The organism is Thermoanaerobacterium sp. RBIITD (assembly GCF_900205865.1).
Taxonomy (GTDB): Bacteria; Bacillota; Thermoanaerobacteria; order Thermoanaerobacterales; family Thermoanaerobacteraceae; genus Thermoanaerobacterium.
On the sequence record NZ_LT906662.1, the window covers coordinates 808182 to 822852 of the forward strand.

19 protein-coding genes are annotated in these 14671 nt (G+C 29.9%); 10 read left to right on the forward strand and 9 right to left on the reverse strand.

All coding sequences use genetic code 11. The features are described 5' to 3' along the window. Nucleotides 1-16 precede the first annotated feature (16 nt). Nucleotides 17-751, reverse strand: a complete 735-nt coding sequence (locus CPG45_RS03885; protein WP_096230714.1) for a class I SAM-dependent DNA methyltransferase — start codon at nt 749-751, stop codon at nt 17-19. 157 nt (nt 752-908) lie between these two features. Between CPG45_RS03885 and CPG45_RS03890 the strand changes: the two genes are divergently transcribed. The 4 genes from CPG45_RS03890 (at nt 909) to CPG45_RS03905 (ending at nt 4245) form a co-directional block, all read left to right on the forward strand. Beyond that, entirely contained in the window at nt 909-1775 is an 867-nt protein-coding gene (locus tag CPG45_RS03890; protein WP_231969073.1) for a DUF2156 domain-containing protein, read from the forward strand. A 103-nt stretch (nt 1776-1878) separates the two neighbouring features. Next, entirely contained in the window at nt 1879-2367 is a 489-nt protein-coding gene (locus CPG45_RS03895) for an Lrp/AsnC family transcriptional regulator (RefSeq protein WP_096230716.1), read from the forward strand. Then, nucleotides 2364-3530, forward strand: a complete 1167-nt coding sequence (locus tag CPG45_RS03900) for an aminotransferase class I/II-fold pyridoxal phosphate-dependent enzyme (protein ID WP_096230717.1) — start codon at nt 2364-2366, stop codon at nt 3528-3530. Before CPG45_RS03895 ends, CPG45_RS03900 begins: the two co-directional genes overlap by 4 nt. 274 nt (nt 3531-3804) lie before the next feature. Continuing rightward, nucleotides 3805-4245 (forward strand): YaiI/YqxD family protein, encoded by a 441-nt coding sequence (locus CPG45_RS03905; RefSeq protein ID WP_096230718.1) that lies wholly within the window; start codon nt 3805-3807, stop codon nt 4243-4245. 81 nt (nt 4246-4326) lie between these two features. On the opposite strand, the gene CPG45_RS03910 is transcribed toward CPG45_RS03905, so the two are convergent. The 3 genes from CPG45_RS03910 to CPG45_RS03915 form a co-directional block, all read right to left on the reverse strand. Then, entirely contained in the window at nt 4327-4689 is a 363-nt protein-coding gene (locus CPG45_RS03910) for a DUF134 domain-containing protein (protein WP_096230719.1), read from the reverse strand. A gap of 352 nt (nt 4690-5041) precedes the next feature. Then, nucleotides 5042-5287: an asparagine synthase-related protein gene (locus CPG45_RS18125; protein WP_157732437.1), complete on the reverse strand. Its 246-nt coding sequence runs from the start codon at nt 5285-5287 to the stop codon at nt 5042-5044. Nucleotides 5288-5491: 204 nt separating this feature from the next. Then, nucleotides 5492-6037, reverse strand: coding sequence for a PepSY domain-containing protein (locus CPG45_RS03915; RefSeq protein WP_157732324.1), 546 nt, complete (start codon nt 6035-6037; stop codon nt 5492-5494). A 199-nt stretch (nt 6038-6236) separates the two neighbouring features. Here CPG45_RS03915 and CPG45_RS03920 point away from each other — a divergent pair, with 199 nt between their 5' ends. Continuing rightward, nucleotides 6237-6908, forward strand: coding sequence for a heavy metal response regulator transcription factor (locus CPG45_RS03920; RefSeq protein ID WP_096230720.1), 672 nt, complete (start codon nt 6237-6239; stop codon nt 6906-6908). Nucleotide 6909: 1 nt separating this feature from the next. Continuing rightward, entirely contained in the window at nt 6910-8289 is a 1380-nt protein-coding gene (locus CPG45_RS03925; protein WP_096230721.1) for a sensor histidine kinase, read from the forward strand. Between the two features lie 258 nt (nt 8290-8547). Here the strand turns inward: CPG45_RS03925 and CPG45_RS03930 are convergent, their stop codons facing one another. Beyond that, the gene (locus CPG45_RS03930; RefSeq protein WP_096230722.1) at nt 8548-9099 is read right to left on the reverse strand and encodes an undecaprenyl-diphosphatase; all 552 of its coding nucleotides are present in this window, start codon (nt 9097-9099) and stop codon (nt 8548-8550) included. 153 nt (nt 9100-9252) lie between these two features. On the opposite strand from CPG45_RS03930, the gene CPG45_RS03935 reads away from it, so the two are divergent. The 4 genes from CPG45_RS03935 (at nt 9253) to CPG45_RS03950 (ending at nt 12241) form a co-directional block, all read left to right on the forward strand. Beyond that, entirely contained in the window at nt 9253-9663 is a 411-nt protein-coding gene (locus CPG45_RS03935) for a Fur family transcriptional regulator (protein ID WP_096230723.1), read from the forward strand. A 13-nt stretch (nt 9664-9676) separates the two neighbouring features. Then, on the forward strand, nt 9677-10555 hold the full coding sequence (locus CPG45_RS03940) for a metal ABC transporter substrate-binding protein (RefSeq protein WP_096230724.1): 879 nt from the start codon (nt 9677-9679) through the stop codon (nt 10553-10555). Nucleotides 10556-10656: 101 nt separating this feature from the next. Continuing rightward, on the forward strand, nt 10657-11418 hold the full coding sequence (locus tag CPG45_RS03945; RefSeq protein WP_096230725.1) for a metal ABC transporter ATP-binding protein: 762 nt from the start codon (nt 10657-10659) through the stop codon (nt 11416-11418). 22 nt (nt 11419-11440) lie between these two features. Then, nucleotides 11441-12241, forward strand: a complete 801-nt coding sequence (locus CPG45_RS03950) for a metal ABC transporter permease (RefSeq protein WP_096230726.1) — start codon at nt 11441-11443, stop codon at nt 12239-12241. Nucleotides 12242-12550: 309 nt separating this feature from the next. On the opposite strand, the gene CPG45_RS03960 is transcribed toward CPG45_RS03950, so the two are convergent. The 4 genes from CPG45_RS03960 to CPG45_RS03975 form a co-directional block, all read right to left on the reverse strand. Then, nucleotides 12551-13111, reverse strand: coding sequence for a VanZ family protein (locus CPG45_RS03960; protein ID WP_096230727.1), 561 nt, complete (start codon nt 13109-13111; stop codon nt 12551-12553). A 137-nt stretch (nt 13112-13248) separates the two neighbouring features. Next, nucleotides 13249-13704, reverse strand: a complete 456-nt coding sequence (locus CPG45_RS03965) for a hypothetical protein (protein WP_096230728.1) — start codon at nt 13702-13704, stop codon at nt 13249-13251. 35 nt (nt 13705-13739) lie between these two features. Further along, the gene (locus CPG45_RS03970; RefSeq protein ID WP_096230729.1) at nt 13740-14294 is read right to left on the reverse strand and encodes a hypothetical protein; all 555 of its coding nucleotides are present in this window, start codon (nt 14292-14294) and stop codon (nt 13740-13742) included. A 152-nt stretch (nt 14295-14446) separates the two neighbouring features. Further along, on the reverse strand, nt 14447-14659 hold the full coding sequence (locus CPG45_RS03975) for a hypothetical protein (protein ID WP_096230730.1): 213 nt from the start codon (nt 14657-14659) through the stop codon (nt 14447-14449). Nucleotides 14660-14671 lie beyond the last annotated feature (12 nt).

Sequence of the window (14671 nt, forward strand, 5' to 3'; positions counted from 1 at the left end):
TCACTATCTCCTAAATTTATTTAGTAGCAATAATAAATGCTCGTGTCAACATATCTATATTATCTACTTCAATAAACCTTCTATCCATTATTTTAATATCCTTAAAGTCCAAATTTAAAAGTACATTTTTTATATCATCAAGCGGAAAGCTAACTTCTCTAACTGTTTCCTCGTATCCTTCAAAAAGTAAATCATCCTTCTTAACAAATGCTGTAAAAGTAACGCATGCCATGTCACCAAAAGATATGCTTTTTGAAATATGATAATCACCTGCAGGATATTTTTTTATATGGATATTATTCCAGTTTTCCTTTAAATCTTTTAATGTATTCATATCAAACATAAAAAGGCCACCATCATTAAGATGTTCTTTGACACATTTAAACATGGATAACCACTTTTGAAAGTCTATCATATGATTTATTGCATCAAATGTACATGTAACAAGATCGTATTTTTTATAAAGATTAAAATTGCTCATATCTCTATGGTATAAATTTATCTCAACACCATTTTCTTTAGCATTTGCACCCGCCTTCTTAAGCATTTCATCTGATATATCAAGTCCTTCAGCAATTATACCACCCTTCGAGGCACATATACATAGAGCGCCCGTTCCACAAGCTATGTCAAGCAGTGTTTGTGGTTTGAAGCCGATTTTGTCTAAGTATGATTTAAAATCAGGCCACAGTTCTTTTGCATATGTGTCCCAACCTAGTCTATCGTAAAATTGTGCAAACTGTTCGTACATTATTACACCTCTTTATAAGCTTTAATAAGTTTATTATATCATATTTGAATTTTAATAATAAAATATTACAATGTCAATTTGGTTGTAAACAAAGTGTATGTTATAATATACTATGCTATATGGAAAAAATTATTTTATTAATAATAATTATTATGGGGTGTTTATCTTGAAATCTTTGTCCTTAGATGATAAAAATTTATTTGAAAATTATTTTACTAAGTATCCACCATTAATATCTGAATACACTTTTACTAATTTATATATGTGGAATCATAAGTATAATATTAAGTACGATATAATAGATGATTGCCTTTGTATGGCGTCAGATAATACGATTTTTCCGCCTGTTGGACCGGCTGAAAATATTTTAAGTGCTTTTGATAAATTTTATAAGATGTTAAAATCTGATAATAATGAAATATATCTTGAAAGATTTGATAAAGATACCGCTTGTAAAATTTCGGAAATATATGGAATAGAAATGTTACATGATGAGGATAACTTTGATTATGTTTATAATACAAATGACCTTATTAATTTGTTCGGAAGAAAATATCATTCAAAGAAAAATCATATAAATAAATTTTTAAAAACATATGGTTATTCTATTGAAGAAATATCTATTAACAATGTAAATGAATGTCTTAAATTTACTGAAAACTGGATTTCTTCAAAGGGCATAAATGAAAACTCCGGAATTTTATCCGAATTTGAAGCAATTAAAAGGGTATTTGATAATTATAAATATTTTAATATAAAGGGAATTGTATTAAGAATAGATGGGAAAATAGAAGCATACTCCTTTGGTGAAAGATTAAATCCCGATACGGCTGTCACACATATAGAAAAGGCAAATTCGGAAGTGCCTGATGCATATGCATTTATAAACATGTCCTTTGCTAAAATTATGTCGAATTACAACTATATAAATAGAGAACAAGATTTAGGATTGCCCGGCCTCAGAAAAGCAAAGCAATCATATCACCCAATCAAAATGATATACAAATTCAAAGGAAAGATGTAAATCGAAATGTAATTCATTTTAATAATTAATGCTTTATCTGATTGAATTATTATAATATTTATATTATAATGTGCATAACATGATAATTCAGGAGGTGTATTTAATGTCGAAAAAGATTGATATTATTGAGCTTTTACGCGAAAACAGCCGTCTTACCGATAAACAGATAGCTACAATTACAGGCCTTAATGAAGAAGATGTAAAAAATACGATCAAAAATCTCGAAGAAGAGAAAATCTTATTAAAGTACAGTGCACTTGTCAATTGGGAAAAGACTGAAAAAGAAATAGTTCATGCCCTTATTGATGTTAGGATAACTCCACAACAGGGGCATGGATTTAATGCCATCGCAGAAAGAATTGGCCAGTATGAAGAAGTAAAGTCTGTATCATTGATATCTGGAGGTTACGATTTATCTGTAGAAGTCGAAGGTAAAACAATGAAAGAAATAGCTATGTTTGTTGCGGAAAGACTCGCACCTATTGATGGTGTCCTAAGTACGACAACACATTTTATACTTAAAAGATATAAACAGGATGGTGTTTTCTTTACAGACGGACCTGAAGATAATAGATTGGTGGTAACGCCATGATAGAAGACAAATATATTTCAGACATAGTTAAAAACATTCCTCCATCTGGGATAAGGAAATTCTTTGACCTTGTAACAAATTCAAAGGATATTATATCACTCGGTGTAGGTGAACCAGATTTTGTAACACCGTGGGCAATACGCAAGGAAGGTATTGATTCTCTTGATCGCGGGAGCACGACATATACTTCAAATCTTGGCTTACCAGAACTCAGAATTGCTATATCACATTTCCTTAAAACACATTATGATATAAGTTATGACCCAGAGAAAGAAATTATGGTAACTGTTGGAGCTAGTGAAGCTATTGACCTTGCACTTCGTTGCCTGCTAAATAATAATGATGAAGTACTTGTACCAGTACCAAGCTATGTTTCATATGCACCATGTGTCGCGCTTACAAGAGGTATCCCAGTTTACGTGCCAACGGATGATAAAAATAATTTTATTCTCACACCCGATGATTTAAAATCAAAAATAACAAATAGAACAAAAGCACTAATACTTCCATATCCAAATAATCCCACAGGAGCTATTATGAAAAGGGAAGACTTAGAAGCCATCGTAGATATAATTATTGAACATGATTTAATAGTTATATCTGACGAGATATACAGTGAACTTACATATGATGGTAAACACGTAAGCATTGCATCACTTCCAGAAATGAAAGAAAGAACGATTCTTATAAACGGCTTTTCAAAAGCGTTTGCAATGACTGGATGGAGGCTGGGATACATTGCTGCAGAACATGGCTTTATAGATGCGATGAATAAGATACACCAATATACAACAATTTGTTCGCCAATCATGTCACAGTACGCTGGTATCAAAGCCATATATGAATGTGAAGAAGACATCGAAAAGATGCGTAAAACCTATGACCAAAGAAGGAGATTTATAGTTAGTGGTTTTCGTGAGATAGGTTTTGACTGTTTTGAACCTAAGGGCGCATTTTATATATTCCCATCAATCAAAAAGACCGGACTAAATTCACAGGAATTCTGTGAAAGGCTTTTAAAAGAAGAAAAGATTGCAGTTGTACCAGGTGATGCATTTGGACCGGGTGGTGACGGATATATAAGAGTATCTTATGCATATTCACTTGATAAAATTATGAAAGCGCTTGAAAGGATAAAAAGCTTTGCAAAGAAAATATTTTAAGAGGTGGAATGCCACCTCTTATTTTGTCAATTCGGTTTTATTTTGTAACATCAATTCAGAATTTCTTCCCCACCATTTAATTATGAATACCTGGACTATAATCATTTTGACATGCCTCTTATTGATAAATCCATTAAGACCACCTCTTTTTGTTGTTAATATTATCATATAGCCATAGTGCCGTCTACTGTATTAACTTTTATTAGGCAAATTTGATGAAATATTTTAATATTAATGTTACAATAGATATAAATATTGTAGATTGGAGAAAATTATGAAAATACTTGTTGATGCGGATGCATGTCCTGTAAAGGACATTATAGTAAAAGTCGCAAAGGAATATAATTTGCCTGTAATAATGTTTATCGATACAACGCATATACTAGATGACGGTTATTCTGAAATTATTGTTGTTGACAAAGGTTTTAATTCCGTTGATATTGCTTTAATAAATAAGGCGGCAAGAGGCGATATCATTGTAACGCAGGATTTTGGTGTTGCAACAATGGCACTTGCAAGAGGCTCATATGCTTTAAATCAAAATGGGCTTATATTCTCAAATAAAAATATGGATAGGTTATTATTTGAAAAACACATTTCTCAAAAAATACGTAGATCAGGTGGTAGAACTTCAAATCCTAAAAAGCGAACAAAAGAAAATGATGAGAAATTTGAGGCATCATTAAGGAAAATAATTGAGACACATTTAAAATAGGGCCCCAGTGGGCCTTTCCTATTTTGTATAAACTGTACCTACAAGATAACATTGTATATACATATCAGTTTTGTTACATTTTTATATCTTATTATTTAACTGTCCATGCCTATGACAACACCCATGCCCATGTTGTTCTATGTTATCTTCGTTATATATCCTATAATTTCCACCTTCAACTTTAATTGCTTTACCATTAACTAAAGCATCTGCAACCTTTTCCCTTGCGGACATTATTATTCTAAAGAATGTAGGTCTTGATATCTTCATTTTATCTGCACATTCTTCCTGTTCAAGTCCTTCAAGGTCTTTAAGTCTTATTGCTTCCAATTCTTCTACAGATAGCACAACCTCTTCTAAGGAATGCATTGGAACACCCATTGGTTTAAAATAAGTTATATCTGGTTCACCTTTAACCCATCTACATTTTTGCGGTCTCGGCATATTATCACATCCTATTATATTTAAAATTCATTTGAAATATATTTTATACTTTTATAAAACTATTATCAATAAAAATATTATAACATAAAATCTCTTAATACTGCTAAACAAAAAATTTTACGAAACCTTATACTACTTTATCTAAATAATTTATTGTTACTACCTCTGCTCTCTTTTTTGCATCTTCTACTATATCTTCTATTTTCAACCTCTCGGCATATAAATCACTTCCTTTTAATATTTATTGCCATATGGCTATTACATAATTATAATGTCATCGCTATGAACATATGTCAATATTTTTTTATTAAATTTTTAAAAAAGGAATTCTTGAAAGGTTACATCTTATATATTAAGCAATATATATTTGTTTTTCGTCAGAACTTTTATTATTTTCATCAATAAACATTCTATGCCACAATTCAAATGTCAAAAGCATCCATATTTGTCTTCCTTTATAGCATGACTTTTTTTGTTCCCGCAATAAGCCTTCAATATATGATTTGTTAAAATAGCCCCTATTCATTGTACTTTGCGATAATAGTATATCTTTAGCAAATTCTTCGTATTCAGTGTTTAATAATGAACTAATAGGGATAGGAAATCCATAGTCATATCACCTGAAAAACCGCATATTCCACACATATCCTTTACCTCCACTTTAAATTTACATAGTGAATTATAACCATAGACAATTAAAATAAGATTAAAATCGATAAAACATGTTGAGATATCATATAGAAAATAAAGGTGATTACATATTGTAACCACCTTTATCGCGCATTTGGAGGCCTATATTTTTTTAGTTTTGATATTCACCTTGTTGTTCTACCTGAATATTATCTTTATCAGGAGTATTTGATTTTTCTGTCTCTTTTGATGTTTCTTTTCCTTTGCTTTCATTATCACCACCGTTATCCTGGCTTAGTACCATTCCGCTACCTGCATCAACTTTCACATCTACGGATCCTTTATTTGTTTTAATATCCACACTATAAACTAAGTTCCCATTTTCATTGTCTAACTCTATTTTGTTTACGGTACCTGTTACTGCTTTTAATGCCGCATCTTTTGCTTGTATTTCTGTTATTTTCGCAAGTGATTTAAGTTTTGCACTTTCGTTTGCCTCATTATCTTTTACACCCTTTGCACCGTCTTTTGTATTATTTTGATTAGGTACTTTTATTGATCCATTATAATTAGGCTGGTTTAGATTATTCTGCACAGATGATTGAATTTTTGCAGGTGTGTTTGTCGCCGCTTTTGCAATTGAAAGTGTACTTGCACCTCCTATCGCACCAAGTGATATTGCTCCCGTCACAAAGTATGCTAGCAATTTTTTGTTCATTAAGATCATCCTTTCTTTTATTTTTTTAGTTGATGCTTTAATCAACTACAAGTTTATTTTACAGTTCATATATTAAAGCCAAATTAATCGAAAATTAATATAATATTAAAATGATTTAATTTCGAAAAAAATTTTTAATGTGAATTTAATAATATTTTGATAAAATATATTAAAAATGTAACTTTTAAGGACTGTTTTTATGAGGATATTAGTTGTAGATGATGAACCCTATCTTACAGATATTTTATATAAATCTTTAAAGGAAGATGGTTATAGTGTTGATATTGCACAGGACGGAATTGATGGTATGGAATATGCAAAATTAAATGTTTATGATGTAATAATACTGGATATTATGCTGCCTGGTATTGATGGCATTCAGATACTAAAAAATTTAAGAAATATGGGTATTAATACACCTGTTTTGATGTTAACTGCAAAAGACGCATTGGAAGATAAAGTAAATGGGCTTGATATGGGTGCTGATGATTACATGACTAAACCATTTGAATTATCAGAATTAATGGCAAGAATAAGAGCATTATTAAGAAGAGACCAACCATCAAAATCACCTATATTAAAGATTTCTGATCTAGAAGTTAATACTCTAACACATGAGGTAAAACGAGGTAACAAAAATATCATACTTACAAGTAAAGAATATTCTTTACTTGAATATATGATGAGAAATGCAGGGAGAGTTCTTACACGGACACAGATAGTAGATCATGTATGGGATTATGAATTTGATGGTTTATCAAACATAATAGATGTATATATACGGTATCTAAGAAAAAAAATTGACGATGGTTTCGGGCAAAAACTAATTCATACTATTCGCGGTAGCGGATACTGTCTTAAGGAGAATTAATATGAAAAAGATATATTTTCCTATAAAATTAAAATTAACGTTATGGTATGTTACACTTTTGATTATAGTTATAATAGCATTTAGTGTAACTATTTATTTTAGCCTGCAAAGGATGATTATAATTAATGAAGATACTCTTCTGAAATCGCAAGTAGCTCAAACTATAGCTACATTAGATGTGGAAAATGGCAGATTAAAACCTAGTGAGGCACCATTTTATGCAAATACAAATTTCTATGGTACACTATTGTCATACCCGGATATGAAAATAGTAGAGTCGAATTTATCTGATAAAATATTAAAATTATATATGCCTAAAGATTCTGGTTTTATAGGGAAATATAAAACAATTACAAATGGTGATAATAAATGGAGAATATATTCAGAACCTATCTATTCTGAGCATAAAAAAATCGGCATTTTAATATTAGCACAGCCTCTTAATCTAGCCTACATTGCTATCAACAATTTATTTGTATTATTTATATATCTCATACCATTTATAGTTATTATCGCCATATTAGGTGGCCTTTTACTTGCAAATAAAGCACTAAAACCAATAAGCTATATGACGAAAATCGCACGTGAAATAAGTATGGGAGATTTATCAAAAAGGTTGAATCTTCCCTATACTAATGATGAAATAGGAAAACTCGCTCAAACATTTGATATGATGCTTGATAAAATAGATATATCTGTAAAAAAGCAAAGGCAATTTACACATGATGCATCACATGAATTGAGAACACCCATCGCCGTTATACAAAGCAGAGCCGAATCAATGTTAGCAACAAAATACACTGATGAAGAATATAAAAAATCAATTTCTATTATCCTTGATGAAGCAAAACATATGGGAAAACTCGTTTCAAACCTATTATTTTTGGCAAGAGGTGATTCAAATACAGATAAACTTAAAATGGAAAATTTAAATTTTACTGAATTGGTAGAAGGCATTGTAGATGAACTAAAACCAATTGCACAAGATAACAATATAGACATTAAAATAATAAAAAGTGAGATATCATATATATATGGTGATCAGACACGTTTAACACAACTTCTATACAATATTATAGATAATGCTATAAAATACAATGTCCCTGGTGGAAAAATTTTTGTTTCAGTAGAAACAAAGGGGAAATATCTCAAAACATCGATACAGGATACAGGTATAGGAATACCGGCGGAACATCTTCCACATATTTTCGAGAGATTTTACCGTGTTGACAAAGCACGCTCAAGAAAAAGTGGTGGTAGCGGGTTAGGACTTTCTATATGTCAATGGATAGCAAATGTACATGGCGGTAAAATCGATGCTATAAGTAGAGAAGGTAAAGGTAGTACATTTATTATATGGCTTCCTTTAAAAACGCAATGACATATCATTACACTAATCTTACTTTATGCTTTAACATGTATGCTTTAAATTGTATAAAATATAATATCTTTTACAAACCCAAAAGAAAATATAAATGCAATATCAATTATGAATATAAATTTGCCTGTACCTCGATTTATACAATATATTAGGATCGTGGTTAATTGCCCTTGGTGCATTTATCGATACAATTGGTACAGAAGAAAAAGCCATAACTTAAGTCATATTTAAAAAGGGTAAAGTTTATCTTTACTCTTTTTAAACTGTTATCCATCTATGCCAGATTGTTAATATATACTTCTCTATCGGTTTTAATACAACACTCATGTGCTTTACAATTTTACTGCTAATGTATCCTATTATAAAACCTCCTATTACATCAATAGGATAATGAACACCAACATAAACCCTTGCTACCAGTAACACTAACGTCAGTACCATCATAATGCTTCCGATAACTTTGTCATGCATGAGTTCTGTAAATGTTAATGAAGATCCACCTGCTGAATGATCACTAGGAAAGGATGCATCTGGTGGGTGTTTAACAAGTAAATGCACTTTATGGCTCACAAATGGCCTTGGTTCAAAATAAAATACTGAAATAATTTGATTTATACTCAATGCTATCAATGCAGCAAAAAATGCATCCATTGAAGCACTTTTTCCACGATCACCACCAATAAACCATTGTATTATCATTAAAACCCCATATAAGATTGGAGAATATACAGCAATAAATATCATAGTTTTGTCGATTATCCCACCATGACCTGCCATTCCATTAATCATTTGAAATAAAGTAAGATTCAACCACATCACCTCTAGTATTATTGTAAGTTCTATTATTTAAAAATAAATTAGTTTATCATTAGAATTAGATTAGAAATCTCTTGACATTTTATATAAATAGTTATAAAATCCTAAATAGTAAAATATTCTTATTTAAAAAAGGATAGTGATAACATGACAAAGGAAGATATCTTAAACAAAATTAAAAATAACAATTTTAAAATTACACCGCAGAGGGAATTAATAATAGATATAATGCTAAATTCTCAAGGATATTTATCTGTAAAAGACATTTATTCAAAAGTTAAAAATTCCTTCCCACAGGTTAGCTTAGATACTGTTTATAGGAATTTAAATCTTTTAAAAGATATTAATATATTAAGAGAGGTAACTATTGGTAACAATATAATGTATGAGGTTCAAAATAATATACATGAACATATTATGAAATGCTTAAAATGCGGTAAAATTTTCGAGCTTGATATTTGTCCTTTGGACTTATGCATCAATAAAATAGATGATTTCGAAATAGTTGACCACAAAATTGAAATAACAGGATACTGCAAAAATTGCAGAAATCATTAGGAGGGTTTGAATTATGAAAAAATCAGTTTCATTTTTATTAATTTTGATATTTTTATTCGGTTTGACATCATGTAGTGTCACAGCCAAAAAACCGCAAAAGTCGATAGTATACGCATCTTTTTACCCCATTTATGACCTTACAAAAAAAATAGGCGGTGATAAAATAAACGTAAATAATATCATTCCACCAGGTGTTGAACCACATGATTGGGAACCGACAACAAAACAGGTGGCTGATATAAGCAAAGCCTCCCTTGTAATATATTTAGGTCTCGGTATGGATTCATGGATTAGCAAAATAGAAGCATCTACATCAGGTCCTAAATTTATAGAAGTATCAAAAGATATAAATACTATAAAACAGGGAAACACAATAAATCCGCATGTATGGCTTTCACCAAAAGAATCCCTAATATTAGCCAAAAATATTAAGGATGCACTTGTAACAAATGACAATAAAAATAAAGATTACTATGAAAAAAATTATGAAGGCCTTAAAAAAACTTTAACACAACTTGATAACGAATATGTTTCAAGACTAAAAAATACTAAATTAAAAACCTTTGTTGTTTACCATAGCGCTTTTGACTACATAGCAAGGGATTACGGACTTAAACAGGTTTCTGTTGTGGGTATGAGCGAAGAAGCTGAAGCAAGCCCTGCCAAAATCGCTGATGTTATTAAACTAGTAAAAGAAAATAATTTAAAATATATATTTACGGAACCACTTACATCTCCTAAGCCAATACAAACTATTGCAAATGAAAGCGGTGCAAAAATACTACCTTTAAATACAATTGAAGGTTTGACAAAAGATGAAATGAATAAGGGCTATGATTATATATCACTTATGAATCAAAATATTGAAAATCTCGTGAAGGCACTTGAGTAGAGTTTTGTATTGTAATTATTAGCGCATTTTGAATTCAAGATATACTTGAAATACTTATTGCTCCAGCTTTTTTATAAATATATTGAAAGGAATAAACGTATATGAGCAAAATTATAGAGTTAAAAAATGTAAATTTCTCGTACGGTGATAAAAACGTTCTTAAAAATATCACATTATCTATAGATGATGGTGAATTCGTAGGTCTTATTGGTCCTAATGGTTCCGGTAAAAGCACTCTTGTAAAAATTATGATTGGTGACTTGAAACCTTCATCAGGCGAAGTTTTAATAAATGGCATAGATATAAAAAATCTAAAAAATAGGTCTATAATTGGATATGTTCCTCAGAAGTCATATTCTTTCAATGCTTCCTTCCCCGCAAGTGTGAAAGAAGTCGTGTCTATGGGACTTTATGCAAAAGTAGGCTTATTTAAAAAACTTTCAAAAGAAGATTGGGATGTAATTGATAAAGCCCTTTTAACTGTTGACATGTTTGATTATAAAGACCGCTTAATAGGAAATTTATCCGGTGGACAACAGCAAAGGGTATTTATCGCAAGAGCTCTTGTAAGCAACCCAAAGATATTATTCCTCGATGAACCAACAACAGGAATTGACGTCAAATCTGAAGAAACTTTGTATGAAATTCTCGACAAATTAAATAAAGAAAGAAAAATTACGATAATCATGGTTACACATGATGTATGGGCTATAACAGACAGAGTTTCAAGGATTATATGTATGGGTAATGGTAAACTGTTTGATAAATGTGATACTCTGGACTTTTCAAGTAGGGAATTGGCAGAGATATATGGCTATGATGTCAAAATTGATATTCATCATCACAATGAGAATAATCATTGATTTTATGGATTGAGGTGTAATAATGCTTAATATTTTTACATATGACTTTATGATAAGGGCATTTATAGCAGGTGGACTCATATCAATAATAGCACCACTTGTCGGAAGTTTTTTGGTTCTACGTAGGCTTTCGCAAATGGGTGATACACTATCACACGTAGCACTAGCAGGCGTTGCCGGTGGATTATTAATAGGAATAAATCCAACAATAGGGTCAATAATTTTTGTAATACTATCATCATTTGGAATCGAGCGCTTAAGAAAATCGTATTTTAGATATTCAGAAATATCTATTGCTGTAGTCATGTCTGCAGGAATGGCGATTGCAGTAATACTGCTTAGTCTTTCAAAAGGAAGCCCTGCAAACATAATGAATTATCTCTTTGGAAGCATAATATCAATTAATAACACTGATGTATTGCTATCACTCATACTTAGCATTGCAGTAATAGCTGTAATTTATATTTTTTACAAAGAACTTCTATACATTACATTTGATGAAGAAGCTGCTTTAATATCAGGAATTCCAGTAAACCTGGTAAATATAATATTTACCATGATTGTCGCCATAACTGTGGCAGTATCCATGAGAATAGTTGGGGCACTACTCGTATCAGCATTAATGGTCATACCTGCAGCAGCAAGCCTTAAAATTGCCAAAAACTTCAGGCAGACTATTTTTTTTGCAGTATTATTTTCTTTTGTATCTGTATTCGCCGGAATAATCCTCTCCTTCTATCTCAATCTCTCACCAGGCGGCAGCATCGTAATAGTTTCTCTCATAATCATGGGTTTAGCAAGTATAAAGAAGGCAGGTAACTAACCTGCTTTTTTTGTTTTTAACTTGGATAACGAAATGTACTGACTTAAGGTTTTCGTTTAAATCTTTGTCTATCAGCTATATCTTAAAAATATATATCCCACATACAAAAACAACAAAGTAGCAATTACATCTATTATATTAGATATATTTGCAAAAAGCTCTATGTCCATAGATACAATAGATTTAATGATCGCAATAATGCAAAATAAGCCAATGATGATAAATAATATCCCGACAATTTTTAACAATCTCTTTTTTTAATCCAACTATTAGAACCTACTAACTGTGAAAATATTTTCTCAACAAAAATTATTGAAAGTCATGCTGTGGCGATTCACAAAATAAATGATTATCTTTTTTGAATATAGGTAGCAAAATTTTAAAAGAGATATAACCAATTAATGCTCCAAATACGTTTAATATAAAATCATTTATATCACAAATTTTATATGCAAAACCGTATATTAATGAAACAAGCAATTGTGTTATTTCAATACAAAAAGATGTTATTGCACATAAAGATATATTTTTTCTAAATGAAATATATTTATAGTTAATAAAAGGCATTAAAAATGCCAAAGGCATCAAAAGTACAATATCCCCTATTATTTGTATTTTTGTATAACGCAGCATTGGTAATAGCGGAATTAAATTATATGATTTATTTTTTGTGCCTTTTAAAAACTGAATCATATCACTTTGTATTGGTATAGGAAAAAATACGGCATTTATTAAAACTGCAATATAAGCAACTAAAACCGCATATTTAATATATTTTTCAAATTTAGCTTTTTTATAATATAATTTAAGAGCTATTATTACATAAATAATAAAAAATAAAACTTTAAAAAGAATATTAAATTCCAACATATTGCAAGAGCATCCTCCTAGAAAATTTAATGGGAAGTTACTGTAAATTCTAATTTAATTAGTTACCGTTCCAGATACATCTTTGTATAGTTTTCACATAAAAACCAAAAAAACTATATAAAGATATAGTCTTAAGTTCAATTTATCTCACATTGATTTAGCAATACCGTACTGCTTTTATTATCGTATTTTATAATCACTGTATATTTTTGATTTTTATATTTTTTATAAAATTCGTCTGACTTTAATTCAACTTTGTATTGTCCAAATTTAAACTTTGGATCAGGAATGTATCTTAGCCTACCAGTAAATAAACGTTTATTGTTAATGACAATGTCAACATTGATTTCATCAGGTATCACAAAATCCTCATTAAAAGGTTGAATCATTAATTCACTGTTATACGGTACATCTATGCTCAGAAATACTATCCAATAATGATTTGCACCTTTTAAATTTACTGTAGTATCTGGAGGATAAGCGGCGTACATGCACTTAACATAAATATTGAAATTATTATCATAATGGCAATAAAAATTTCTGAAAGTTTTTTCTTCATTAAGAAAGCCTCCTTTAATATCACCAACAAGCAATTATTATAATATTTCATTCAAAACATCTAACGATTTTATGGGAAATACACATTTCGCTTTAAATATATTTTTTTGCCCATTAATTCTACCGCATTATCACCTAATTTCTTTATTGAAATATCATATATATGATCTTGACGGAGTAAATTTTTAACAACTAAGATACCTTTTATAATTTCTTTTTCCTGTCTTACAACAATTCCATAATCTGTAGTGGCACCAAAATTTGTTCTATAAACCACAACAGAACTTGAATCAATCATTATTTTATGAACCGGCATGAATGCTTCATTTTTATTAAGAGTAGAAATATTAAATAAAATCACTATTGCAACTGCTATACTTATCAAAGATAAAGTTAACGAAAATATGCTATTGATTATCTTTGCAGAAATATGTTTAAATCTAAAACCATTTATTAACAGCATTAATGGAATTATCTGAATACATAAAGAAAAAATATCGTTTAATTTTAAAGACTTAAATCTTATAAAAGGATAAAAGTAATCTAAATTCAATATCCATAAAATATAAATAGCTAATAGAACTATATGGATAATGTATTTATTATTTCGAATTAAACTATTCACTAATATCACCTATTCCTGTATATAATAGTTGCCTGTTTGCAAAACCTGTGTGCTGGTATTCATTTATCTTATAAATTTCATTATTGATGACAGCAATCAAGTTATTTCCATTATTTGCATCATACTTGACATCGTAAAATATATTCCTGATTTCATATTTTTTTGTTATTTTTAATATCGTATATTAAAACGGGAAATGATGAACCATTACCTTCCATAAGCATGATTTCACCTTTTAATCCGGAAAAGCTTTTATAATTTTGAAATACACTGAGTAAAACTATGAAGATTATTATGCTCATGAGAATAATTACAAATATTGATATTGATATTGATCTTTTTATTGCAATCACATCCTTTCCCAATGATTTTTTCAC